This window comes from Mesorhizobium sp. P2_A8 (assembly GCF_056404935.1).
Genome location: NZ_JBFUDB010000004.1, coordinates 296,086 through 318,361 on the forward strand (window position 1 = coordinate 296,086; position 22,276 = coordinate 318,361).

Genomic DNA, 22,276 nt, shown 5'->3' on the forward strand with positions numbered 1-22,276 from the left:
TCTCAGTTTGGTTCAGGCTCCTTGGGCAGCAGCGCCTTGCCCTCCTTCATTTCCAGGAAATCTTCGGCTCCTACGTCCCGCCAAGCTGTTGCGCGAGCATGTAACCCGAGGCGGCACCCGTGCCGGCGCCCGGCCATGTCGCGGCACCCGTGAGATGCAGATGTGCCACCGGCGTGTTCCAGCCTGCAAAACCGCGTACTGGGCGAAACAGGAAATTCTGCGCCAGATGGTGGCTGCCGCAGACCTGGTCGCCGCCGACGAGGTTCGGGTTCTCGCGCTCCAGGTCGATTGGCGAGAACACCGCCCGGCCAAGGATCCTGTTTCGCAGGCCGGGCGCGTAGGTCTCGATGATGTCGAGGACACGGTCGGCGTAGTTGTCCCTGACCTTGTCCCAGTGCGCTGGCGCAATCTTGCCGGCCGCATCGCCGCGGATTTCGGCGGGCAGCATGCGCACCTGCACCCACAGCACGTGTTTACCCGCCGGCGCGCGTGACGGATCGATAGCGGTAGGCTGGCCGACGACCAGCACGGGTTCGTCCGGCAGCAGGCCCGCCATCGCCTGCTGGTAGGTGCGCGACATGGCATCGAGCGACGACGACAGATGCACATAGGCAAACTGCCGCAATTCGGCGCCGGCACGCCAGTCCGGCAGATCATCTAGCGCCAGGTGGATCATCATCGTGCCCGGCGCATGGCGAAATTTTTTCATCGCCATGTCGAAGCTGGCGTTACCGGACCCCTGGGGCAGCAAGTTGCCGGTCAGCGCCTTGGGCGCGACGCCGGCAACGACAGCCTTGGTGGCGGTATGGATTTCACCGGAAGCGAGCCGCACGCCGGTCGCCTTCCCGGCGGAAGCCGTGATCTCGACCACTTCGGCGCCGGTGAAGATCTTGCCGCCGGCTGACGTCACCATGCCCGACAGCGCCCGGATGATGGTGTCGGCACCACCCTTGCCCAGCACCATGCCGAAACTCTGGTTGGCCATCGATTCCAGGTAGGGGAACACGGCACCCCCGGCGATATCGGGGGCGAAGTCCAGATGCATGCCCCAGGTAGCGAGCGTTGCCCGCACATGCTGTGACTCGAAAGTCTCCTCCAGCCATGCGCGTGGCGATGACAGCAGCAGTCGTCCTGTGTCGAGCGCGCCGGACATACCCTTCTTGCGCCACAGGTTCCACGCGGTGCCGGCAAGCGCGCGGGCGCTCATCGGCGATCCAAGCAGCCGGAACAGATGCTCGGCCTCCGCCGGGAAAGCCGCGACCAGCTTGCGCCATGTCGCGGCATCGGCGGCGGAAAAGGCAGCCATGCGCGACACGGTCTTTTCCAGGTCGTTGCTGACGCCGAACCAGCGTCCGTCGGGGAAGGCGCTGGCGAAACAGTCGGCGACCGGCGCGAACTCCAGCCCTTGGCGGTTCAATTCATTTGCATATTTCCGGTGGAAGGCCGAGCCGGCGAACAGGCTCAGATTCATCGCGCCGAAATCGTGACGGAAGCCGGGTAGGGTGAATTCGCGGGTCTGGACGGCGCCGCCGATTGTTCCGCTGCGCTCGAAAATCCCGGTTTTCCAGCCTTTGAGCGCCAGATGCGCGGCGCATGCCAGACTGTTGTGGCCCGCCCCGACAAAGATGGCGTCGAACTCGCTCACGCCCCGTTCCCATTTCCTTTATGCTTAAAGATAATTGCAGATGCATATGTTTTCGTCTAGTAGGATATTAAGGGCCGAGACGAGCCTTGATCATCATCACGAAAGAGGGAACAGAGACCATGGACACGCAAAAACTCCTCGGCGAAGTCGCCGGCCAGCTTCTTTCAGGCGCCATCAAGGTGGTCGACCTGTCGGCGCCGCTCGGGCCCGATACGCCGCTGATCAAGCTCCCGCCGGAACTGGCCGTCGACACGCCGAAGGTCGAAATCCATAGCATCTCCCGCTATGACAAGAACGGCCCGTGGTGGGCGTGGAACTGGCTGAAGCTCGGCGAGCATTCGGGCACGCATTTCGATGCGCCGCAGCACTGGATCACCGGCAAGGATTATCCGGATGGCGCCACCGACACCATTCCGGCACAGAACTTCGTCGGCACGGTCAATGTCATCGACTGTTCGAAGGAAGCCGCCGCCGACCACGATTTTCTGCTCACCGTCGACCACATTAAGGCATGGGAAGCCAAGCATGGCGCGATCAATGCCGGGGAGTGGGTGGTGATGCGCACCGACTGGTACAAGCGCAACGGCTCAGAAGCAGAGTTCCTCAACGCCAACGAGACCGGCCCGCACACGCCCGGACCGACCGCCGAAGCCATCCAGTTCCTGATCAGCAAGGATATCAAGGGCTGGGGCAGCGAGACGATCGGCACCGATGCTGGCAAAGCAGGGGGAATGGAGCCGCCATTCCCGGCGCACACGCTGATGCATAAGGCCAACCGCTACGGGCTTGCCAGCCTCTGCAACCTCGATCAGCTGCCGCCGAAGGGCGCCATCCTGATCGCGGCACCGCTCAAGATCGAGCACGGCACCGGCAGCCCGATCCGCGCGCTGGCGCTTGTGTCGAAGGGCTAACCGAAAGCGTTTTGACGTGAGCCAGCCGGATCACATCATCGTCGGCAGCGGCATCAACGCGCTGGTCTGCGCGGCGATGCTCGGCGGCAAGGGCGCGAAGGTGCTTGTGCTCGAGCGCAACGACCGCATCGGCGGCTGCATGCGCACCGAGGAGATCACCGCGCCCGGCTTCATCCATGACGTGATGGCGACGACCTTCGTGCTGTTCATCACCTCGCCGGCCTTTGCCGCCCTTGGCGCCGACCTCGCTAGGCACGGGCTGGAGTTCTGCCACACCGGCACGCCGACCGGCGTGCTGCGACCGGACGGCAGCCATGCCGTGCTGCGCACCGACCGCGCCGCCAACGTTGCCTCCCTCAACGCCATCGCGACAGGCGACGGCGACCGGCATGCGGATGACGTCGGCGGCATCGAACGCAACGCCGGCCTGTTGTTCGGCCTGCTCGGCGGCAGTCTGTGGTCCTATCCGACGGCGAAGCTGCTGGCCGGCGATGCCTGGCGGCGTAGCCCGCGTGGTCTTGCCGCCTTTCTCGGCGAAGCGCTGGTGCCGGCGCGCGGCTGGCTGGAAAGCAGCTACCAGTCCGAGACCGTCCGCGCGCTGTGGGCGCCCTGGGTGCTGCATGCCGGGCTTGGGCCCGAGGATGCCTTCTCCGGTCAGATCGCCAAGGTCATCGCTTTCGCGCTGGAGGCGGCCGGCGCCCCGATCGTCAAGGGCGGGGCAAAGAACCTGCTGTCGGCCTTCGAGGCGCTCATCACCGAGCGCGGCGGCGTCATCTCCACCGAGGCGGACGTTGCCTCCATCATCCTGACCGGGGGCCGGGCCACCGGCGTGCGGCTCGCCTCGGGCGAAACGGTCAATGCGAAGAAGAGCGTCATCTGCTCGGTCACGCCGACGCAACTTTATGGCCGGCTGCTTGGGGCTGATGCTCCCAAAGCCGATGTCGAGGCGACGCAGAAATACCGCTACGGCAAAGGCAATTTCCAGATCCATTACGCCCTGGACAAGCCGCCGGCATGGCGCGGCGAAGGCCTCGACAAGGTAGCACTGCTGCACCTGACGCCGGGGCTTGATGGCGTTTCCAAAGCCTGCAACGAGGCGGCGCGCGGCATGCTGCCGGAAGTGCCGACAATCTGTGTCGGCCAGCCGCACGCGCTCGATCCGTCGCGCTGCCCGCAAGGCAAGGCGATCCTGTGGTTGCAACTGCCCGAGGCGCCGCGGCACATCAAGGGCGACGCCGCGGGTACGCTGCAGGCACCGGCTGACGGGCAATGGACCGAGACGCTGCGCGAGGCCTATGCCGACCGCGTCGAGGCCATCCTCGCCAGCCATATCGAGGGCTTCAAGGACAGCGTCATCGCGCGCCGCGCCTGTTCGCCGGCTGATCTGGAAGCGATGAACATCAATCTGGTGGGCGGTGACCCCTATGGCGGCTCGTCAACCCTCGACCAGTCGTTCCTGTGGCGGCCGTTCAAGACCAGCCGCAACCATCAGACCGGCGTCAAAAACCTCTACCATATCGGCGCCTCGACCCATCCGGGTGCTGGCCTGGGCGGCGGTTCCGGCTTCCTTCTGGCGGGGAGGCTGTGATGGAACAGAAGGTCGCGGAAAAGCGCCAGCGCATTTCGACCTTGGGGCAGATCGGCCTGCAGCAGTTCGCGCCCTATCTGATGAACCGCATCATGGGCCGCTACAATGCCACCTTGCGCGACGATTTCCGCAAGCAGGGCCTGACCATTCCGCAGGTCCGCACGCTTGCCGTGCTGTCGGTCACCGACGGCACCACCGTCAACGACCTCTCGGTCTATACGGTGATCGAGCAGTCGACCCTGAGCCGGACACTCGACTCGCTGGAGGGCCAAGGCCTGGTGCGGCGCGAGCAAGGGGTCACCGACAGCCGCATCCGCCATGTCTTCCTGACCGACGATGGCCGCGCCGAGTTCACCCGCGCCTGGCCGGCCATGCATGACGCGTTCGAGGCGATGTTCGACGATATCGACGACGCCGAATATTCCGCGCTCATCGCCACGCTTTTGAAGATGCTCAAGAACATTCGCAAGCACGACATCTAGACCTACGCGCCGCCAGCGACGGGCGGTAACGGAAGGAGACAAAAAATGGCCGAACGGTCTTTTGCCAAGGAAGTCGAAAAGCTGCGGCTCGGCGCCGGCGAGGAATTTGCCGGCGAAGGCATTCTCGCCATCACCAAGGCGCTGCTGCAATGCGGCGTCGGCTATGTCGGGGGCTATCAGGGCGCGCCGATCAGCCATCTGATGGACGTGCTGGCCGACGCGCAGGACATCCTGGGCGAGCTCGGGGTGCATTTCGAGGCCAGCGCTTCGGAAGCGACCGCCACCGCCATGCTGGCCGCCTCGGTGCATTACCCCATCCGCGGCGCGGCGACCTTCAAGTCGACGGTCGGCACCAACGTCGCCTCCGACGCGCTCGCCAACCTGGCCTCAGGCGGCGTCACCGGCGGCGCGCTGATCATCGTCGGCGAGGATTACGGTGAAGGCTCCTCGATCATGCAGGAGCGCAGCCATGCCTTCGCCATGAAGAGCCAGGTCTGGCTGCTCGATCCGCGCCCCAATTTGCCGTCGATCGTCAAGGCGGTGGAGGACGGCTTCGAGCTGTCCGAGATTTCCAACACGCCGGTGATGCTGCAGGTGCGCATCCGCTGCTGCCATGTCCATGGACATTTCATCGCCAAGGACAACAAGCGGCCGCCGATGACGGTGGCCGACGCGCTCGACGCGCCGCGCCGCGACACCGGCCGCATCGTGCTGCCGCCTGCCTCCTTCCTGCACGAGAAGGAGAAGGTGCAGAAGCGCTGGCCGGCGGCGGTTGATTTCATCCGCAAGAACAAGATCAATGAATTCTTCGGATCGGACCACGGCTCGATCGGCGTCGTCATGCAGGGCGGCATGTACAATTCTGTCATCCGCGCCTTGCAGCGGCTTGGCCTTGCCGACATTTATGGCGATACCGATGTGCCGCTCTATGTGCTCAATGCCGTCTATCCCCTGATCGACGACGAGTTTCTGTCCTTCTGCGAGGGCAAGCAGTCCGTGCTCGTCGTCGAGGAAGGCCAGCCCAATTACATCGAGCAGGCCTTTGCCTCGATGCTGCACAAGGCCGGGCGCGGCACCAGGCTGGTCGGCAAGGAGCATCTGCCGATGGCCGGCGAATACACCGGCCAGGTCATGCTCGACGGCATCGGCGCCTTCCTGCGCGCCGAGGCGCCGCATCTTCTGCCAGGCGAGGTGCGTGCGCCCAACAAGGTCGGCGACGGCCTCGACACCGCAGACCTGATCAACGTCGTGCCCGGCCGGCCGCCGGGCTTCTGCATCGGGTGCCCGGAGCGGCCGATCTTCGCCGCCACCAAGCTGGTCGAGCAGGAACTTGGCAAGCATCACATCGCCTCCGACATCGGCTGCCATCTGTTCTCGATCATGCCGCCTTTCGAGCTCGGCGCCACCACGATGGGTTACGGACTGGGGCCGGCTTCGGCTTCGGCGTTCAATTCGCCGGATGCCAAGCGCCGGTCGATCTCCTTTGTCGGTGACGGCGGCTTCTGGCACAACGGCCTAACCTCCTCGATCGGCAATGCGGTGTTCAACAAGAACGATGGCGTCATCGTCATCGTCGATAATTTTTACTCGGCCGCCACTGGGGGCCAGGACATCCTGTCATCGCGCGCCGGCAACAAGACCAAGTCGACCAAGCATCCAATCACCGAGGCGGTGAAAGGGATGGGCGTCAAATGGCTGCGCCACATCGACCGCACCTATGATGTCGGCAAGATGCAGGACACACTGCGCGAGGCGCTGACCACCGACGAGAAGGGGCCGAAGGTCATCGTCGCCTCGTCCGAATGCATGCTCAATCGCCAGCGCCGCGAAAAGCCGTTGGTCGACAAGGCGATCAAGAGTGGGACAAGGGTCGTCAAGCCGAAGTTCGGCGTCGACGAGGACATCTGCACCGGCGACCACGCCTGCATGCGGCTGTCCGGTTGTCCGTCGCTGTCGGTCAAGTCGCTCGACGATCCGCTGCGCGACGATCCGGTGGCGCATATCGACCAGAGCTGCGTCGGCTGCGGCAATTGCGGCGAGGTCGCCGATGCGGCGGTGCTCTGCCCATCCTTCTATCGCGCCGACGTCGTGCACAATCCGGGTCGCTGGGACCACTTCCTCGAAGCCGTCCGCCGCGCCACCATCAGCCTGTTGCAGCGCCGCCGCGAAAGCCGGCGCCTGACCTTCGCCGATGCTTGACGCTGTCCCACCATTTCGCTCCCGGGCCGGCGCCGAGGGCGACGAGCGCGTCATCAAGCTCGCGGTGCTGGCGGTTGGCGGCCAGGGCGGCGGCGTGCTGGCCGACTGGATCACCGACGTCGCCGAGCGCAACGGCTACGTCGCGCAATCGACCTCGGTCGCCGGCGTCGCCCAGCGCACCGGCGCCACCATCTACTATGTCGAGATGGCCCGCGACACCGGCCGCTTGCCCGTCTTCGCGCTGTCGCCCTCGCAAGGGGACGTCGACATCCTGATCGCGGCGGAACTGATGGAGGCCGGCCGCGCCATCATCCGCGGTTTCGTCACGCCCGAACGCACCACGCTGATCGCCTCGTCGCACCGCATCGCCGCGGTGTCGGAAAAGATCGAACCGGGCGACGGCCGGGCCTCGTCTTCCAAGGTGCATGCGACGGCGGAGGCCGCATCGAAACGTTTCATCGCCTTCGACATGGAAAAGATCGCCGCCGACAACGGCTCGATGATCTCGGCCAGCCTGCTCGGCGCGCTGGCCGGGTCCGATGCGCTGCCGTTCACCCGCGAGAGCTACGAGCAGGCGATCGGTGCCGGCGGCCGTGGTGCGAAGGCCAGCCTCGCCGCTTTCGGCGCCGCGTTTGATCGCGCGCGCGGCACGGCTGCACCGACGCCAAAGACAACAGAGCCAGCGATTGTCGAATCTGCCCTGGGCGCAGGGCATGTGAGTGGTCCGCAAAACCTGCTGCAAGGCTGGCAGGCCCTGGCCGCCCGTATCGATGCGATGCCCGTGGCGGTGCGCGACATGGCGCTGCGCGGCTTGCGAAAAGTGGTCGACTATCAGGACATCGCCTACGGGCGCAACTATCTCGACCGACTCGACAAGGCCATCGCGCTGGACGGGCCGGATCGCGGATATGACTTGTCCATCGCTGCCGCAAAGCATCTGGCGAACGCCCTATGCTACGACGACATGATCCGCGTCGCCGATCTGAAGACGCGCTCGACGCGTGACAAGCGCGTGCGCCGCGAGGTCGGCGTCAAGGACGGCTCGATCCTGCAGGTGACTGAATATTTCCATCCACGCATCGAGGAATTCTGCGGCACTTTGCCGGCAAGCCTCGGCAGCTATATCGAGAACCGGCCGAAGCTTGCCGCCTTTCTCGATCGCCGCATCAACCATGGCCGCCGCATCCGCACCGACAGCTTTGCCGGCTTTGCAGCACTTTGGTTCATCGGCGGCCTGCGCCGGTGGCGCCGCAGCCTGCTGCGCCACAAGGTGGAAGCCGCACATATCGAGCGCTGGTACGCGTTGGCGCTTGGCTACGTGCCGGCCGACTACGCGCTGGCCGTCGAAATCCTCAATTGCCGGCGGCTGATCAAGGGCTACAGCGACACCCATGTTCGCGCCCAGTCGAAATTCGACCGGGTGCTGTCGGCGCTCGATCTGGTCAAGGGCCGCGCGGATGCCGCCGACTGGATCCGCCGTCTGCGCGAGATGGCGCTGAAGGACGAGAAAGGCGATATGCTCGATGGCGCGCTGAAGACGGTGGAGTCGCTGGGGCCGGATCCGGTCGACTGAGTTCTTCGAGCAGGTGGCGTTCGCAGATGGAGCAGCCCTGAATCGACACGCCGGCGCAGATGCGCATCCGCCTCGGCCGATTTCAGGCGATGAGGTCCCGCATAGGTCTCACCGCGGCGGAATCGGGAAAGACCTTGTCGCCAAGCACCGCGGCCGAAAGGCCGAACTGATCGGCGAGCAGCCCCTTCAGCACCGCCCTGACATCGCTGGTCGGCGCCAGATCGCGTTGTTCGTAAAGCTGAGCCGGCTTCAATCCCGGCCAGTCGGCGATGACGCGACCACCCTTGATCGCGCCGCCAGCCAGCAACACCACGGTGCCGGTGCCATGATCAGTGCCGACGGTGCCGTTGATTTGGGCGGTGCGTCCGAACTCGGTGATGGCGACGATCGCCGTGTCCTTCCAGCGCGCGCCCAGGCCCTTCTCGAATTCTTCGAAGGCGCCGTCGAGGCCGCCGAGCAAGGTGGCGAGCCGGCCGGTCGCACCGCCCTCGTTGACATGCGTGTCCCAGCCATCGAAGGCAAGGGCTGCAACGCGCGGCCCGTCATCGGCCGCGATCAGCTTGGCGGCGCCCTGTGCTGCCTGCCGCATCCCCGCCGCACTGTCGAGACCACCCTTCGGCTTCATTGTCTTGCCCATCTTGTCGTCCAGGGCCATCTTGTCAGCATCGAGCCCCTTTTGCAGGGCTACCGCGAGAACTGGGTCGCGGTGCTGGTAGAGATCGAGAACGCGCGCAGCGAGCCCCTCGCTGGGCGCCGGCAGCGATTGCGGCGCCCAGCCGAGCACCGGTGCCGCCCCACGGATCACCAGCGGCGTCGATGGCCCGACGGCCAGCCCGCCAAGCGTTGCCACACGGTCGCCCGGCGGCAGGTTCTCGATCGCCCGATTGAGCCAGCCGGTGGCGACGTGGCCAGGGCCGGCAAAACCGCTTTCCAGCACGTCCTGGCCGTCGAAATGCGAGCGCTCGCGATAGCCGGTCGCGGCCGCATGCACGACCGCCGCCTGGTTGTTCCTGAACAGCCGCGCAAACACCGGCATCGCCGGATTGAGAACGAAGAAGCCGTCCAGTGGCAGTGCCGCATGCGGACCAGCCAGCGACAGGGCGATATCGCCATGCAGGCCGGCATAGTCGGGATCGCCGACCGGACCGACCGCAGACAGGCCGTCAAGCGCGCCCCGCAGCACGATGACGATCAGACGCGGATCGCGATTGTCGGCGGCGCGGGCAAAGCGGGGCATGTGGGCCCAGGCAAACAGTGCACCGCCGGTCATCAACATGGCGCGGCGGGACGGATCGGGGACTTCGCACAGCAGGCTCATGACATCGTCTCCACGGGAGCTATCGTCGCTGGAATGATCTGCGCTGGAATTATCGTCGTTGGAATTCCGGAGCCATCAGCAGCAGCGCCAGCCCTTGCTGCTTGGATTCGGCCCGGGCGATCGCTTGTCTCGTCTCCGGCGAGGCGGCAGGGCCGATCAGCGCATCGAGCATGTCGCCGGGATTGCCGATCTCCTTGACCTGCCGTGCTGCCTGCCAGGCGATGTCGAGGCGGATCTTCATGCCCTCCGCCGACGCCCAGCCGTCGGCGCCGTCGGAAAAGCCGTTCGGTCCCGGCGGCTGCCAGAGCGGCTCGCCCAGCGCGCTGAGCCAACCGAGCGACTGGCTGGGATCGTTCGCCGGGCCGGGGCCGGCCGCCCTTCGGATGGCGGCAACATAGTCGAAGGGCGAGCGCATCTTCGCCAACGGCATCGACCACGCCTCCGGCATGTCGACGAGGGCGCCCGCCAGCGCCCGCAGATTGCCGTCCGTCTTGGTGAAGACCTTGGCGAGGCGGGCGATTGTGCCCGGCGGGGGCGTATCGGCGATGAAATGGCGCGCCAGTTTGGTGGCGATGTGCTGCGCCGTTGCAGGATGACGGGCGATATCGTTGAGCGCCGCCTCGGCCTGTCCCATGCCGCCGGCAGGATAGGTCTTGCCGAGCAGCACCGCATCACCCGGCTCATGTGCGTTTGCGTTGAAGACGGAACTGCCGGGTTCGCCCAACCGACCTTCGCGACCGGCCATCGTCCAGCCGGTGAGGATGCGGGCGAAGCTGGTGACGTCGGCTTGGGCATAGCCGCTGCCGACGCCGAGCGTGTGCAATTCCAGGATTTCACGAGCGAGGTTTTCATTGAGCCCGCGCTTGCGGTTCTTGCCCGCACGCGAGTCCGGGCCGACCGACTGCTGGTTATCGAGAAAGAACAGCATCGCCGGATGATGTTCCACCGCCAGCAGCATGTCGGCGAAGCGGCCGAGCACGAAAGGGCGGATGGCTTCCCGCTCGAAGGCGCCGGCGCTGGCCCGAACGATATTGTCCTTTGCCACCGAGACACAGAAATGGTTCGACCAGAAACAGACAAGCCGTTCGACGAAGCCGGCCTTGGCCCGAATGGCCTTGTCGAAACGCGCCTGTGCTTCCGCCCGGAACAACGTCGCCTCGACCGGCGGCACGGGGGATTTGTCGGGTCGCGCGGGCTCCGGCATAGCTTGGGCGGCCATGGGTTGGACCGGCGTGATCTGGGCGGGCACCGCTTGGGTGCTCGCCGTCGCTGGCTGCGCTGCCGCGGCGGCCATGCGGTCGAGTTTGCGCTGGAAATTTGCCGCCATGCTGGCCTGGATGGCGGGCGTGCTGCCCAGCAAGCCGGCATAGGCGGGATCGTCAAGCGAGATCATGGCGATGTCGGCTTGCCGCAGCTCCGTCTTGAGATAGCCGCGCGGGTCGCCGGCAAGCATCACGCGGTCGCCGGGTCTTGCGCCGAGCCCGAAGCGGTTGAACACGACGAGTGCCGGATCTGGCGGCAAGGAGTTGGAGGCCGGGACAGCCAAGTCAGCCCTCCATTGCTGGAGCGTCATGCGTCTGGCGCATGAGGCCCGTTCGAGCCGTTTTCGTGCCTATTCAACCAGGGTCGGGGAGGTCGGCATGGAGTGGCCGGCCCCGCGCAATCCTACCAGTGATGCCGGCGGTGCCAGACATGGTGCCGATGCCAGGCGTAGAACGCCGGGCCATGCCGATAGTAGCGAGGGTAGACCACCACGCGGTTGGGCACGCAGCGTCCCCAGGGATTGGGATGCCAGCCCGGTCCACAGCCCCCGGCCACATGCTCGACCAGCGCCGGCGCGGCCGCTCGATCAAGCGGCGCCATTGGCATCGCCGAGGATGCCGCGACCGTCGCAACCGTTCCGGTCACGGCAAGAGCGGCGGTGAGCGCGTATTTTGTCAGATGATTCATGGTCATACTCCGAAAGTTTCCAAGGTTGAAAACCTGTTCGCACCACACGGTCCGGCAGGTCCTGCCCTTCTCCTGTTAAACGGCGCCTTCGGCGTTTTCCGTCGGTCGTCACGGCGATTTTTTTGGCACCGCCGACGATTGCTGTCCGGCACGTCTTGTGAGCCCTTCCGCCAGCACGCTGCGACCCTCGGCGGAACTTACCGCCGCGAACTCGACGATGCGCTGCTCCAGCCGCTTGCGCATGGTGACGTCGGCATTGCGGGCCCGCTCCAGCGCCGCCGACAGGGCCGTCGTGTCCAGAACCGGCTGTTGCAGCAGGTCTGCTGCTTCGCGCCTGGCTTGCTGGCCATCGAGAATGACCTGACGGGAGTCACGGCGAACGTCGCGCAACGCTTTGCGGAATACCGTGCGATCCTGCTCGGGAAGCCGGCCACCGGCCGCCTCCAGTGAGTAGCCCTGGCCTGACTTGCCGCTTCTTATCCAGACGGCGCCGCCGGCCAGTGCTCCGGCCAGGAAAACATTGAGCACCACCGACGCGATGACGAGGTTTCGGCTCATGTTCATAGGTCCTCCTCGATCGTGTCGCGGTCGGGACCGGCATCGCCGAAGGCGGTCGCGTTGGCATCCAGCACATAGTGATCCGGCTGGACCTCTGGCGTGACGATGCTCACCAGGGCCAATCCTGCCACGGCGCCGGCCAGACCAATGCCGGCAAGCCCAAGCCCCAGCCACCAGAACCGCTGACGCCGGCGTTGGACGAGGTGCCGGCCGGCGGCCTGCAGGATGGCGCCGTGCAGGATCTTGCCCGGGGCCTCGACGCGATAGCTGTCAAGCAGACCGTCGAGTGTCCCGGCATGACGCAGGATGGCCTGGCCAGCCTCGCTTGCGGCAAAGACCGCGCCAGCCATCCGTTCGGCCTCCGGCCATCGCCGCAAGTCACCGCCATAGGCAGCCGCCAGGGCGGCAAAGCGCTTGGCATCCATCGCCGGCTCGTTCCTGGACCCTTCAGCCATGGTCTTCCCCTTGCCCATCGGTGCTGCTTGCCCGGTTCTCATTCATCGGCGCCATCCCTGGCCAGGATGGTCTGCAGCGACCGCCGGCCGCGCGAAAGCAGGCTCTCCAGAGCGTCGACACTGATCTGCAGGGTCGCCGCCGCCTCGATGTTTGACATCTCCTGGTAGTAGACCAGGATGATCGCTTCGCGCTGGCGCGGCGCTATGCCTTGCAATGCCTGTTCGACCCGAAGCGCGTCCTCTTGCGGATGGGCATCGGGAAGTGTCGAGGGGTCGACCATTTCCGGCAGGTCGTCGGTCACCCATTGGCGCCTGCGGCGCAGCCGGTCGTAGCAGAGGTTCAGCGTCACCCTGTGGATCCAGCTGTCGAAGCGCGCATTGCCGCGCCGCCAGCTCAAGGCATGGCGCCAAATGCGTAGAAAGGTCTCCTGCGCGACATCCTCGGCCTCCGTCGCATCGCCGAGCATGCGCACGGCTAGCGCCAGGATGCGCGGCAGTTTTCGCGCGACCAGCGTTTGCACGGCTGCCGGATCGCCGGCGCCGACACGCCGAACCAGCTCCTCGTCCGGATCGGCGCTCATCAGCCGGCGCACTCCCGATGTTCATCGCGCGTCATTGCCTCTTGGTCATTGCCCCGGCTTGGGAGCGGTTTTATGGCCCGGCAGTTCGTCGGCCGTCAGCACGCCGTCGGCATTCTTGTCGAGCCTGGCAAAGCGCTTGGCGAAGAATGCATCGAGTTCGGCGCGGTCGATGAAGCCGTCATGGTTGGAATCGATCCGCGCGAAGGATTTGGCTGGATCGCCCTTGACGTTGCGTTTCGGCTGAAAGGCTTCCCATTCCAGCAGGCTGATCTTGCCGTCGCCGTCCGTGTCGGCCGCCATGATCGCCTTCTCCCGCCGCTTCTGGAACTTGGCCAGCGTGATGTCGGACCTGGCTGCCGGGGCAACCGGTGCGCCGGTCGCCGGTGTAGGGGCGGGCGGCTGCGTCGCTGTCTGGGCGAGAGCCGCAGCGGTCTGCAAACTCAAGGCAACAACGATTATCGAACGGCTGATCATGCCTGGCGTCTCCGGGTTGGGCGTCGCCGACGGCCTGTGCCGCCGTCACGCTTCAACCGTTAAACGCCGCGACGAGAGAAATCCGTCGGTCGCGAATGCCGATCCGTTCGCGCGGTGGGACGAGCCCACTTGGGGGGGCCAGCGGCCGCAATGACGCCGTAGACAAACGCCGCGCCAGCCGCCCCTCTCGCCGCCGAGTCGCTAGTCTGATTGGTCAGCCGCGACCAACTGGTCTGGCTTGAAACCGGCATGTTGCGGGGTCCACACGTCACCCTCACGGTTGAACCAATGGCACATAAATATGCCTGAGGCCGCGCCGTCGCTTATTGTCATCCTGGGGCCTCCAGATTTCAGCTTGACGACGTCTCCGGTCTTGAAATTGTTGGACATTTTTTGACCTCCCATGCTGAGGTCATGAGTTTCACACCAAACCAGGGTCGCGACAATGGCGGATATGCTTCGCCGGCGCCGCGATCCCCTGCTCCAGCAGAGCGCCCCGTATCCCTCAGTGTATCGAATCGTTCTTCTGTGGATCGGCCTCCCAAGCTTAACCTTTTTATAAATATTTGGCCGCTACTTCGACAGCGATGGCCTCGTGGCGGAGCGGCTACGCTGGAGACGGCAAATCTCTGAAGCCTCGGTTCGATCCCGAGGCGAGGCCTCCAACCTCACCAAGATGGAACCGTTCGCCCAATTACCCCTGGCGCCAGCCAGTCGGCACTGAAAAAAGGTTGCGAGCGGACGAAGTCCGTTGCTTCACGCTGGCGGGCCTGAAAGCTTCTTGATGGGGGTGGTACATTGGAGGGCAGCCGAATAATCTCTGGGCTATCCATTTGAACTTGTTGAAATTTTACTGGAAAATATGGTGCCGCTTAGGTGACTCGAACACCTGACCCCATCATTACGAATGATGTGCTCTACCAACTGAGCTAAAGCGGCCCGGGAGGCTGAGACCTCCAAGATGGGCTGGGTGATAGACTCAACCGGCCGCGAATTCAAGATGCGACTTGGCAATTCCTGCGAGGGTGTCGTGCCGACGTCGAAAGCTGGCCATCGGCTCTGCGCGTGAAAATCGATGAAACAGGCTGATTTCGTTGCCGGAACAGCGCCGCAATGGACTTTGCACACCCTGACGGGGCAGAATGCGCCGCTCGCCCGTTGATTGATTGGTCGCCTGCGGCTAACGATCATGGCAAGGTTGGGCAAACGTGCAGAGGGACCCGCTTGGACGCGATCGAAAAAGCGATCCGGAACGCCCTGGTGAAAGGCAATGCCGAGGACCGCGCGTTCCGCGAAAGGGTCTATCGATCGGCTTTTGCCGCGCTCGACCGCGCGCTCCAGGCCAATCCTGACGTGACCGTGGAAGTCGCCATCAAGCGCCGCAAGTCGATCCAGGCGAAAATCACCGAAATCGAATCCGAGTACCTGCCGGCAGTGCCGGATGTCGGCCCGCAGGGCGATGCACCGGCGGTCGAGCTTGGTGCCGACACCGCCCCTGCGGTCGAGACCGGGCAACCGGTGTCATCACCCGCCGTCGTCGTCGACGCGCCCGTGCCATCGGTGGTCGACGCGCCCATGCCATCCGCCTCCGATGCGCCGCTCTCGCGTGTGCTGCCGGTCGTTCCCGACATCATGCCGGACGCTACCCTTCCCGGCGCGCCGGCCATCGACATGTCTGCTCCCGCCTCGGCCGGCGCTGCGACGGAAGTCGCGCCCGACCGCGATGAACGGCGCATAAGGGGGCGTCGCCTGCCGCTGACCGCCATCTTCCTGACCGTGACACTGCTTGCCGCTGTCGGCATCGGCCTGTTTTTCGCCGTGCAGACCGGCGTGTTCAAGACGCAGGCGCAGCTCGATACCGCGCCGCCCGAAGCGCCGCCGACCGTAGAAGGCGACGATTTCACACCGGCCGAAGGCGGCCCGGCAAAGCCCGGCGCCGCGGACCAGTCGCGCGACTGGATCAACGTGTTTTCGCCGACCGACGCGTCGCATGTCAGCGCCCCATCGGATGCCAAGGCCGAGGTGATGAAGGACGATACCGGATCGTTCCTGCGCATCCGGTCAGGAGCCTCCGGTTCGGCGATCAGCTTCGACGTCGGGCAAGGTGTGCTGGAGAAGCTCGCCGGCAAACATGCCGTGTTCGACATCATTGCCCGCTCCGAAGAGGGCAAGGAGACGCAGATTTCCGTCGACTGCAATTTCGGCGAACTGGGCGACTGCGGCCGCAAGCGCTACGCGGTCGGCCAACAGCAGAACGAATATCTGTTCGACGTGCAGTTTCCCGACAAGCACCCGGGCTCGGCCGGCACGATCGCCATCAATTCCGACTTCGACAAGCAGGGCAAGGCCGCGGACATCTACGAAATCCGTGTCTCGGTAGAGAAGTAAGCCTCAGCTTGACTTACATCACCGGTTTGGGACTACGTAGATCACCCCAGGCCGGAGCCGATTCCAACGCGGTGAAGTCGCCCGTCGCAATTTCCTGACAAACGGTCATCAGCGCTCCACCGACTGCCCGGGCCAGCGAGCCACCGACGCTTATCCGCCGCACACCCGCCTGCGCTATCTGGTCAAAGGTCAATCCGGAGACACCTTGGCCGAGCACATGATTTACCGGAGCGCCGACCGAGCGGCAAAGCTTCTTGAGAGAGGCCAGATCTGGCACGCCGGGTGCATAGAGAACCTCGGCGCCAAGAGTCTCGAAGACCTTGAGACGGCGAATTGCCTCATCGAGATCATATGCTCCTTTGCCGAGGCCATCGGCGCGGGCCGTCAACACGATGTTGTATCTTCGCGCAGCGTCAGCCGCGGCAGCTATCCGCGCGACGGCGGTATCAAAATCGCGTATCGGCAAATCGGAATTCGGCTGCCTGTCCTCGATAGAAAACCCCGCCAGTCCAACCTCCGCCGCGAGTCGAACGGTCTCGGCCACACCTTCGGGGCTGTCTTCGTAGCCGTCCTCCAGATCCGCGGTAACCGGAACATCGGTCGAGGCCGCTATCTCGGCAGCGTATGCCAAGCTCTCATCGCGACTGACCTCCAATGCTCCGTCTTTCCTGCCTTTGGAGAACGCATAGCCCGACGATGTCGTGGCGAGCGCTTTGAAGCCCAAGCCGACCATCATCCGGGCACCGGCTATGTCCCATGGATTGGGGATCACGAAGCAACCGGATTTGTGCAGAGCACGAAATCGGTCAACCTTGTCGGATCGGGAAATCACATGCTCTCCTGCCTGGAATGGGCGATCAAGCTTGGAGCATATGATCACAAAAGCAACCATTTTCCCGCCTGGGTTCAAGTCCGTTTTCTAGCCAGGCGGTCTTACGACCGGGGTCTAGCGATCGAGCAGCGCCCGCAGCGTCTCGATGCGGTCGGCCTCATTGGCCGGCTTGTCCCAGCGCAACCGTGAAATACGGGGAAAGCGCATGGCGACGCCGGATTTGTGCCGGCTCGAGCGGTTGAGTCCTTCGAAGGCGACTTCCAGCACCAGGCCATTGTCGCGGTCGGCCCGCACCGAGCGGACCGGTCCGAAGCGCTCGACCGTGTTGTCGCGGACATACTTGTCGATCTGCTTCAGCTCTTCGTCGGTGAAACCGAAATAGGCCTTGCCGACCGGCACCAGTTCCTCCTCGCCTTCCCCGCCGGACCAGACGCCAAACGTGTAGTCTGAGTAGAAGCTCGAACGCTTGCCATGGCCGCGTTGGGCATACATCAGCACGGCATCCACCGTGTGCGGATCGCGTTTCCATTTGAACCACGGGCCTTTCGGCCGCCCGGCGACATAGGGTGACTCCCAGCGCTTCAGCATCACGCCTTCGATGATCGGATGCGGCGGCGCCCGGCGCAGTTCCTCCAGCGCCTGCCAGTCGGCGAAGTCGACGAATGGCGAAAGATCGAAACGGCTCGAGTCGAGCGTTCCGACAAAGGTTTCCAGACGGCCGCGCCGCTCGCGAAACGGCAGCGCGCGCAAATCCTCGCCGCCGATCTGCAGCACATCGTAGCAGCGCATGAAGGCTGGAAATTGCTGCTGCATCTTCGGCGTCACCGTCTTGCGGTTCAGCCTCTGCTGCAGATCCGAGAAGGTGCCCGTGGCCTGCCGGGGATCACCGACCAGCAGTTCGCCGTCCAGCGCTGCGGAAAAATGCATGGCCTCGGCGAGGTCCGGAAAGGCGCCGGAGACATCGTCGCCAGTGCGTGAATAGAGCCGGCGGATACCGCCTTCGGCCACCGCCTGGACACGGATGCCGTCCCATTTCCATTCGGCCGCATAATCTGCGGGTTCGAGCTTTTCGAGATCGCCGTCGCCGACCGGGTTTGACAGCATCACGGGACGAAACAACGCCATCGCTATGTTCTTGGGCTTTTCGGCCTTGCCTTCCAGCCAGGCGAACAGTGCGGTGTAAGGCGGCGACAGACCATGCCAAAGCTCCTCGATCTCGGTGACATCGACCTTGCCGAAATCCGCCAGCGCCTGTTTGGCCAGGCGCGCCGACACGCCGATGCGCAGGCCACCGGTGACCAGCTTGATGATAGCAAAGCGCGCTGAGATGCCGGCGCTGTCGAGCAGCCCAGCCAGCACCTTCGGTCCGTCGGAGCGGCTTGCCGCCTGCAGCCTGGCGACGACCTCGCCAAGCGTCGGCTCACGGTTCGGGATGTTCCCGGGCGTCTGCGGCCAGACCAGTGACACCGTCTCGGCGAGATCGCCGACATAGTCGTAGGAATAGCCGAACAGCACCGGATCCATGCGCTCGGTGACCAGGGTGCGCAGCATCGCCGGCTTGACCGCGGCTATGGTGAGATCGCCGGTGATGGCAGCCAGCGCCAGGCCTCGATCGGGATCCTCGACGCCGCGGAAATAGTCGGTCAGCAGCGTCAGCTTGCCGTTGCGCGACGGCGTCAGCACCAGGCGATCGAGAAGTTCGGCGAAGCGGTTCATGCCATCAATCGCCCTCGTCCTCGTACCCCACCAGATGGAGCGGTCGCGCCGCGATGCCTTCGAGCTCGCACCAGCGCACCAGCGCTTCCTCGCGGCCATGCGTCACCCAGATCTCCTCGGCTCTGGTCTCCTTGATGGTGGCGGTTAGCTCGTCCCAGTCGGCATGGTCCGAGATGATCAGCGGCAGCTCGACGCCGCCTTGCTTGGCACGCTGGCGGATGCGCATCCAGCCCGAGGCAAAGCACGAGATCGGATCGGGAAAGCGCCGCGCCCAGCGGTCGGCGAAAGCCGAAGGCGGTCCGACCACGATGGCGCCCGCGAAATCTTGCCTGCCGTCCTCTACCGTTGCGGGTTCGAGCGTCCCGAGGTCGATGCCCTGGCTCTGGTAATAGTCGCTGAGCTTGGCAAGCGCGCCATGGATGTAGATCGGCCTGTCGTAGCCGGCGTCGCGCAACAGCCGCATCACCCGCTGCGCCTTGCCGAGCGCATAGGCACCGACCAGATGCGAGCGTTCGGGAAATTGCGCCGCCGATTTCAGCAGGCGGGCGATCTCTTCCGTGTCGGGTGGATGGCGAAACACCGGCAGGCCGAAAGTCGCCTCGGTGATGAACACATCGCATTGGATGGGCTCGAATGGCGCGCAGGTCGCGTCTTTCCGCCGCTTGTAGTCACCGGAAGCGACGATGCGCGTGCCCTGGTGCTCGACGGCTATCTGCGCCGAGCCAAGTACATGGCCGGCTGGATGGAAGCTGATGCTGACGCCGTTGATGACAATCGTCTCGCCGGGCAGTGCTGCCTGCGTCGTGTCGGCAAAATGCTCGCCATAGCGCAAGCCCATGATGTCGAGCGTCTGCTGTGTTGCCAGCACGGAACGGTGGCCGGAACGCGCGTGGTCGGAATGGCCATGCGTGATCAGCGCCCGGTTCACCGGCCGCACCGGGTCGATGAAGAAATCGCCCGGCGGGCAGTAGAGGCCCTCGGGCCGGGGATGAAGCAGGTCGCTGGCGCGCATGATCCCAAGATAGGATATAATTCCGCTGCGGGAAGCCTGTTGTAAGTGACTGCTGACTCCCGCATACAGCACCGTCGGCTCCATCCTCCGACAGGACCCCATCGCCATGAAACCGCTTCAGGCTTCGTCCGGCGACTTGAACGCCGATCGCCGCGCCGACTACGCCGAGATGCTTCACGCTGATGGCGATCATGCGGCAGCAGTGGAATTGCTGCTCGGCGCACTGGAACTGACGCCGCAATGGGCGATGGGCTGGTTTCGCCTCGGCGAAATGCAGCAGGCGGCGGGTGCTCCGGATCTGGCCGCCCAGGCATGGACGATGTCGCTGCAGCTCGATCCGACGGATCGTCAGGGTGCAGCCCTGAACCTGCAATTGATCGGCAAGGCGCCGCGAGCCGACGCGCTGCCCAGCGCCTTCGTCGAGACGCTGTTCGACCACTATGCCGTGAGCTTCGATGAATCGCTGGTCGACAGGCTGGGGTACCGGCTGCCCGAGTTGCTCGATCAGGCCATTCGAGCCGCCAGGCCGGGCCGCTTTCCGCTGGCGCTCGATCTTGGCTGCGGCACCGGGCTGATGGGGCAGAGGCTGCGGCCGATCGCGCATCGGCTGGAGGGATATGACATTTCGGCCAGGATGCTGCAGCAGGCGCGGGCCAAGGGCGTCTACGATGTCCTGGGCAAGGCCGATCTGCGGGATTTTTCCTATGCCGGCCCGAAAGCCGATCTGGTGACCGTCGCCGATGTCTTCATCTATGTCGGGGCGCTCGATAGCGTGGTGAAGACGATTGCCGGCTTGCTGGCCAGGGATGGCCTGTTCGCCTTTTCCGTCGAGAGCTTGACCGGCACTGGCGATCTTGTGTTGCAGCCGTCGCGCCGCTTCGCACATTCGCAACGCTATGTGCGTGACGTCCTGGCTGCCAGCGGGTTTTCGATCCTGTCGCTGGAAACGACCGTGATCCGGCAGGATCGCCGGGAACCCGTCGACGGGTTGGTCGTTGTGGCAGGCAAGCCGCCGGCAGGTTGAGGAGGCAATCTTTCATCGTCCCCGCAGGCATCCGTGCTGCGAAAAAGTCCGATTTGCATGCGCGACTGATATTTGCGATCTGGTCGCATCAAGGCGGGATATCAGGAGGAGCATAGTCGATGCGCTGGAACATGATTGTCTTGGCATCTTGCCTTGTGGCCGCCGGCTGCGCGGGCAGCTCAATGGCCGAGCGGCAGGACGCCGACATACAATCCTCCCTGCAGTATGACAGCGTGCCCTGCGACCAGCTGCTGTCGCAGCGCAACGGGCTGGCGCAGCAATATCATCTGTCGACGAAGGCCAAGCCGACCTTCTCCAATCCGGCAATGGGCTTCGGCCCGTTCACGCCGGACGTGCGCTCCAAGACCAAGCGCGACGCCGACAAGGCGACCGGCGAGATCGATGCCATGAACCGGTCGATTGATCGCCGCGACTGCGGCAAGCCAGACGAGCAGAAGAAGAAATTGGCGCTGCCTGGTTAGGTCTGGAGGCGATCAACGCGCATCGGCCTCAATCCAGAAGAACGCGGGCGCTCTATCCCTTTGTTTTGACGCAATTCCCAAGGGAAAGCGCTATGCACTTTTCCCGGGAAAACCGTTTCACACTTTTCCCGGAATTGCTCTAGTACCCCGCCTTGCGGTCCACCAGATTGTCGAGCTTTTCGCCGCGCTCGAAAGCGTCCATCTGGCGCAGCATGATCGGCACCAGGTGGACGGGGTCGGAGGTCGCCGCCGCGTGCGGCGTCACGAACACTTTCGGATGTCCCCACAGCGGACTGGTCTTGGGCAACGGTTCGACCTCGAACACATCGAGGCTCGCCTCCTTCAGAGTACCGTCATCCAGCGCCCGCATGATGTCGGCGTCCTTCTGCAGGCGGCCACGTCCGGCATTGATCAGCACCGAGCCGCCGAGGCCGTTGCGTTTCCTCAGCTCCTTCAGCACGCCGTAGTTGATGATGCCGTGAGTGTCTGGCGTCAGCGGCAAAAGCACGACCAGGATATCGGTCGCCTTGAGGAAGGGGATCAATCCGGCCTCGCCGGAATAGGTCGCAACACCTTTCATCGGCCGCTCGCTGCGTGACCAGCCATTGACGGCAAAGCCGAGCGACAAAAGCACCGAGGCCGCGGCGCGGCCGAGATTGCCGAGCCCCATGATGCCGACCGAAATATCACTGGCTGGCCGCTGCTGTGGTTCGTGCCAGATCTTCTTCGGCTGCTGCGACCGGTAGAGCAGGCCTTGGCGGTGATGGTCGAGGACCCGCCAGACGACATATTCGGTCATGTACTGGGTGAGGTTGTCGGCGACGACCTTGACGATAGGCACGTCGGGCAGGCCGGGATCGGCGAAGATGTGGTCAACGCCGGCGCCGATCGAGAAAATGGCACGCAGATTGGGCAGCGACGCCAGAAGGTTCGGCTTCTGCTTCCACACCACCGCGTAGGTGATCGACGGGTCGCTGGCGCCATCGGGCTCAAGCACCACCTCACGCTCGGCCGACAGCAGGTCGCGCCAGCGCTGCGGATGAAAGCCGGTGACGGCAAGCAGGATGCGGCCTTTTTCCATCGTTGTC

21 protein-coding genes and 1 tRNA gene are annotated in these 22,276 nt (G+C 64.6%); 8 read left to right on the plus strand and 14 right to left on the minus strand.

Going from position 1 to position 22,276, the window contains the following annotated elements:
- Positions 1 to 70: 70 nt before the first annotated feature.
- Complete coding sequence (locus AC1D10_RS13890) at positions 71 to 1,645, minus strand: phytoene desaturase family protein (RefSeq protein WP_477272578.1); 1,575 nt, start codon at positions 1,643 to 1,645, stop codon at positions 71 to 73.
- Positions 1,646 to 1,764: 119 nt separating this feature from the next.
- Here AC1D10_RS13890 and AC1D10_RS13895 point away from each other — a divergent pair, with 119 nt between their 5' ends.
- The 5 genes from AC1D10_RS13895 to AC1D10_RS13915 are packed head-to-tail and all read left to right on the plus strand — an operon-like array spanning position 1,765 to position 8,398.
- The gene (locus tag AC1D10_RS13895; protein WP_477272580.1) at positions 1,765 to 2,556 is read left to right on the plus strand and encodes a cyclase family protein; all 792 of its coding nucleotides are present in this window, start codon (positions 1,765 to 1,767) and stop codon (positions 2,554 to 2,556) included.
- 16 nt (positions 2,557 to 2,572) lie between these two features.
- Positions 2,573 to 4,144, plus strand: a complete 1,572-nt coding sequence (locus AC1D10_RS13900; RefSeq protein WP_477272582.1) for a phytoene desaturase family protein — start codon at positions 2,573 to 2,575, stop codon at positions 4,142 to 4,144.
- The gene (locus tag AC1D10_RS13905; RefSeq protein WP_477272584.1) at positions 4,144 to 4,626 is read left to right on the plus strand and encodes a MarR family winged helix-turn-helix transcriptional regulator; all 483 of its coding nucleotides are present in this window, start codon (positions 4,144 to 4,146) and stop codon (positions 4,624 to 4,626) included. Before AC1D10_RS13900 ends, AC1D10_RS13905 begins: the two co-directional genes overlap by 1 nt.
- 45 nt (positions 4,627 to 4,671) lie before the next feature.
- On the plus strand, positions 4,672 to 6,825 hold the full coding sequence (locus tag AC1D10_RS13910; protein WP_477272586.1) for a thiamine pyrophosphate-dependent enzyme: 2,154 nt from the start codon (positions 4,672 to 4,674) through the stop codon (positions 6,823 to 6,825).
- The gene (locus AC1D10_RS13915) at positions 6,818 to 8,398 is read left to right on the plus strand and encodes an indolepyruvate oxidoreductase subunit beta family protein (protein WP_477272588.1); all 1,581 of its coding nucleotides are present in this window, start codon (positions 6,818 to 6,820) and stop codon (positions 8,396 to 8,398) included. The genes AC1D10_RS13910 and AC1D10_RS13915 overlap by 8 nt, the downstream gene beginning before the upstream one ends.
- A gap of 82 nt (positions 8,399 to 8,480) precedes the next feature.
- Here the strand turns inward: AC1D10_RS13915 and AC1D10_RS13920 are convergent, their stop codons facing one another.
- From AC1D10_RS13920 to AC1D10_RS13960, 9 genes are all read right to left on the minus strand, one after another.
- Positions 8,481 to 9,716: a DUF1501 domain-containing protein gene (locus AC1D10_RS13920; protein ID WP_477272590.1), complete on the minus strand. Its 1,236-nt coding sequence runs from the start codon at positions 9,714 to 9,716 to the stop codon at positions 8,481 to 8,483.
- 49 nt (positions 9,717 to 9,765) lie between these two features.
- A complete protein-coding gene (locus AC1D10_RS13925) occupies positions 9,766 to 11,289 on the minus strand; it encodes a DUF1800 domain-containing protein (protein ID WP_477272592.1) in 1,524 nt (507 codons plus the stop codon).
- 92 nt (positions 11,290 to 11,381) lie between these two features.
- Positions 11,382 to 11,666, minus strand: a complete 285-nt coding sequence (locus AC1D10_RS13930; protein WP_477272594.1) for a GCG_CRPN prefix-to-repeats domain-containing protein — start codon at positions 11,664 to 11,666, stop codon at positions 11,382 to 11,384.
- A 108-nt stretch (positions 11,667 to 11,774) separates the two neighbouring features.
- Positions 11,775 to 12,230 (minus strand): periplasmic heavy metal sensor, encoded by a 456-nt coding sequence (locus AC1D10_RS13935; RefSeq protein ID WP_477272596.1) that lies wholly within the window; start codon positions 12,228 to 12,230, stop codon positions 11,775 to 11,777.
- Positions 12,227 to 12,679: a hypothetical protein gene (locus AC1D10_RS13940; RefSeq protein ID WP_477272598.1), complete on the minus strand. Its 453-nt coding sequence runs from the start codon at positions 12,677 to 12,679 to the stop codon at positions 12,227 to 12,229. The genes AC1D10_RS13935 and AC1D10_RS13940 overlap by 4 nt, the downstream gene beginning before the upstream one ends.
- Before the next feature lie 38 nt (positions 12,680 to 12,717).
- Positions 12,718 to 13,260: an RNA polymerase sigma factor gene (locus AC1D10_RS13945; RefSeq protein WP_477272600.1), complete on the minus strand. Its 543-nt coding sequence runs from the start codon at positions 13,258 to 13,260 to the stop codon at positions 12,718 to 12,720.
- Positions 13,261 to 13,305: 45 nt separating this feature from the next.
- Positions 13,306 to 13,734, minus strand: coding sequence for an EF-hand domain-containing protein (locus AC1D10_RS13950; RefSeq protein ID WP_477272602.1), 429 nt, complete (start codon positions 13,732 to 13,734; stop codon positions 13,306 to 13,308).
- A 201-nt stretch (positions 13,735 to 13,935) separates the two neighbouring features.
- On the minus strand, positions 13,936 to 14,139 hold the full coding sequence (locus AC1D10_RS13955) for a YodC family protein (RefSeq protein ID WP_477272604.1): 204 nt from the start codon (positions 14,137 to 14,139) through the stop codon (positions 13,936 to 13,938).
- 458 nt (positions 14,140 to 14,597) lie between these two features.
- Positions 14,598 to 14,673, minus strand: a tRNA-Thr gene (locus AC1D10_RS13960).
- Positions 14,674 to 14,958: 285 nt separating this feature from the next.
- Here AC1D10_RS13960 and AC1D10_RS13965 point away from each other — a divergent pair.
- A complete protein-coding gene (locus AC1D10_RS13965; RefSeq protein WP_477272606.1) occupies positions 14,959 to 16,122 on the plus strand; it encodes a hypothetical protein in 1,164 nt (387 codons plus the stop codon).
- A gap of 13 nt (positions 16,123 to 16,135) precedes the next feature.
- Here AC1D10_RS13965 and AC1D10_RS13970 read toward each other — a convergent pair whose 3' ends face one another.
- From AC1D10_RS13970 to AC1D10_RS13980, 3 genes are read right to left on the minus strand one after another with little or no spacing between them, the layout of a single operon-like run.
- Positions 16,136 to 17,014 carry an isocitrate lyase/PEP mutase family protein gene (locus AC1D10_RS13970; RefSeq protein ID WP_477272608.1) on the minus strand — a complete coding sequence of 293 codons (879 nt, stop codon included), beginning with the start codon at positions 17,012 to 17,014 and terminating at the stop codon, positions 16,136 to 16,138.
- A gap of 54 nt (positions 17,015 to 17,068) precedes the next feature.
- Positions 17,069 to 18,670, minus strand: a complete 1,602-nt coding sequence (locus AC1D10_RS13975) for a cisplatin damage response ATP-dependent DNA ligase (RefSeq protein WP_477272610.1) — start codon at positions 18,668 to 18,670, stop codon at positions 17,069 to 17,071.
- 4 nt (positions 18,671 to 18,674) lie between these two features.
- Complete coding sequence (locus AC1D10_RS13980) at positions 18,675 to 19,682, minus strand: ligase-associated DNA damage response exonuclease (RefSeq protein ID WP_477272612.1); 1,008 nt, start codon at positions 19,680 to 19,682, stop codon at positions 18,675 to 18,677.
- Between the two features lie 106 nt (positions 19,683 to 19,788).
- On the opposite strand from AC1D10_RS13980, the gene AC1D10_RS13985 reads away from it, so the two are divergent.
- Both AC1D10_RS13985 and AC1D10_RS13990 read left to right on the plus strand, forming a co-directional pair.
- Positions 19,789 to 20,706 carry a class I SAM-dependent methyltransferase gene (locus AC1D10_RS13985; protein WP_477272614.1) on the plus strand — a complete coding sequence of 306 codons (918 nt, stop codon included), beginning with the start codon at positions 19,789 to 19,791 and terminating at the stop codon, positions 20,704 to 20,706.
- A 119-nt stretch (positions 20,707 to 20,825) separates the two neighbouring features.
- A complete protein-coding gene (locus AC1D10_RS13990) occupies positions 20,826 to 21,188 on the plus strand; it encodes a hypothetical protein (RefSeq protein ID WP_477272616.1) in 363 nt (120 codons plus the stop codon).
- Between the two features lie 139 nt (positions 21,189 to 21,327).
- Here the strand turns inward: AC1D10_RS13990 and AC1D10_RS13995 are convergent, their stop codons facing one another.
- The gene (locus AC1D10_RS13995; protein WP_379104849.1) at positions 21,328 to 22,269 is read right to left on the minus strand and encodes a 2-hydroxyacid dehydrogenase; all 942 of its coding nucleotides are present in this window, start codon (positions 22,267 to 22,269) and stop codon (positions 21,328 to 21,330) included.
- Positions 22,270 to 22,276: the final 7 nt, after the last annotated feature.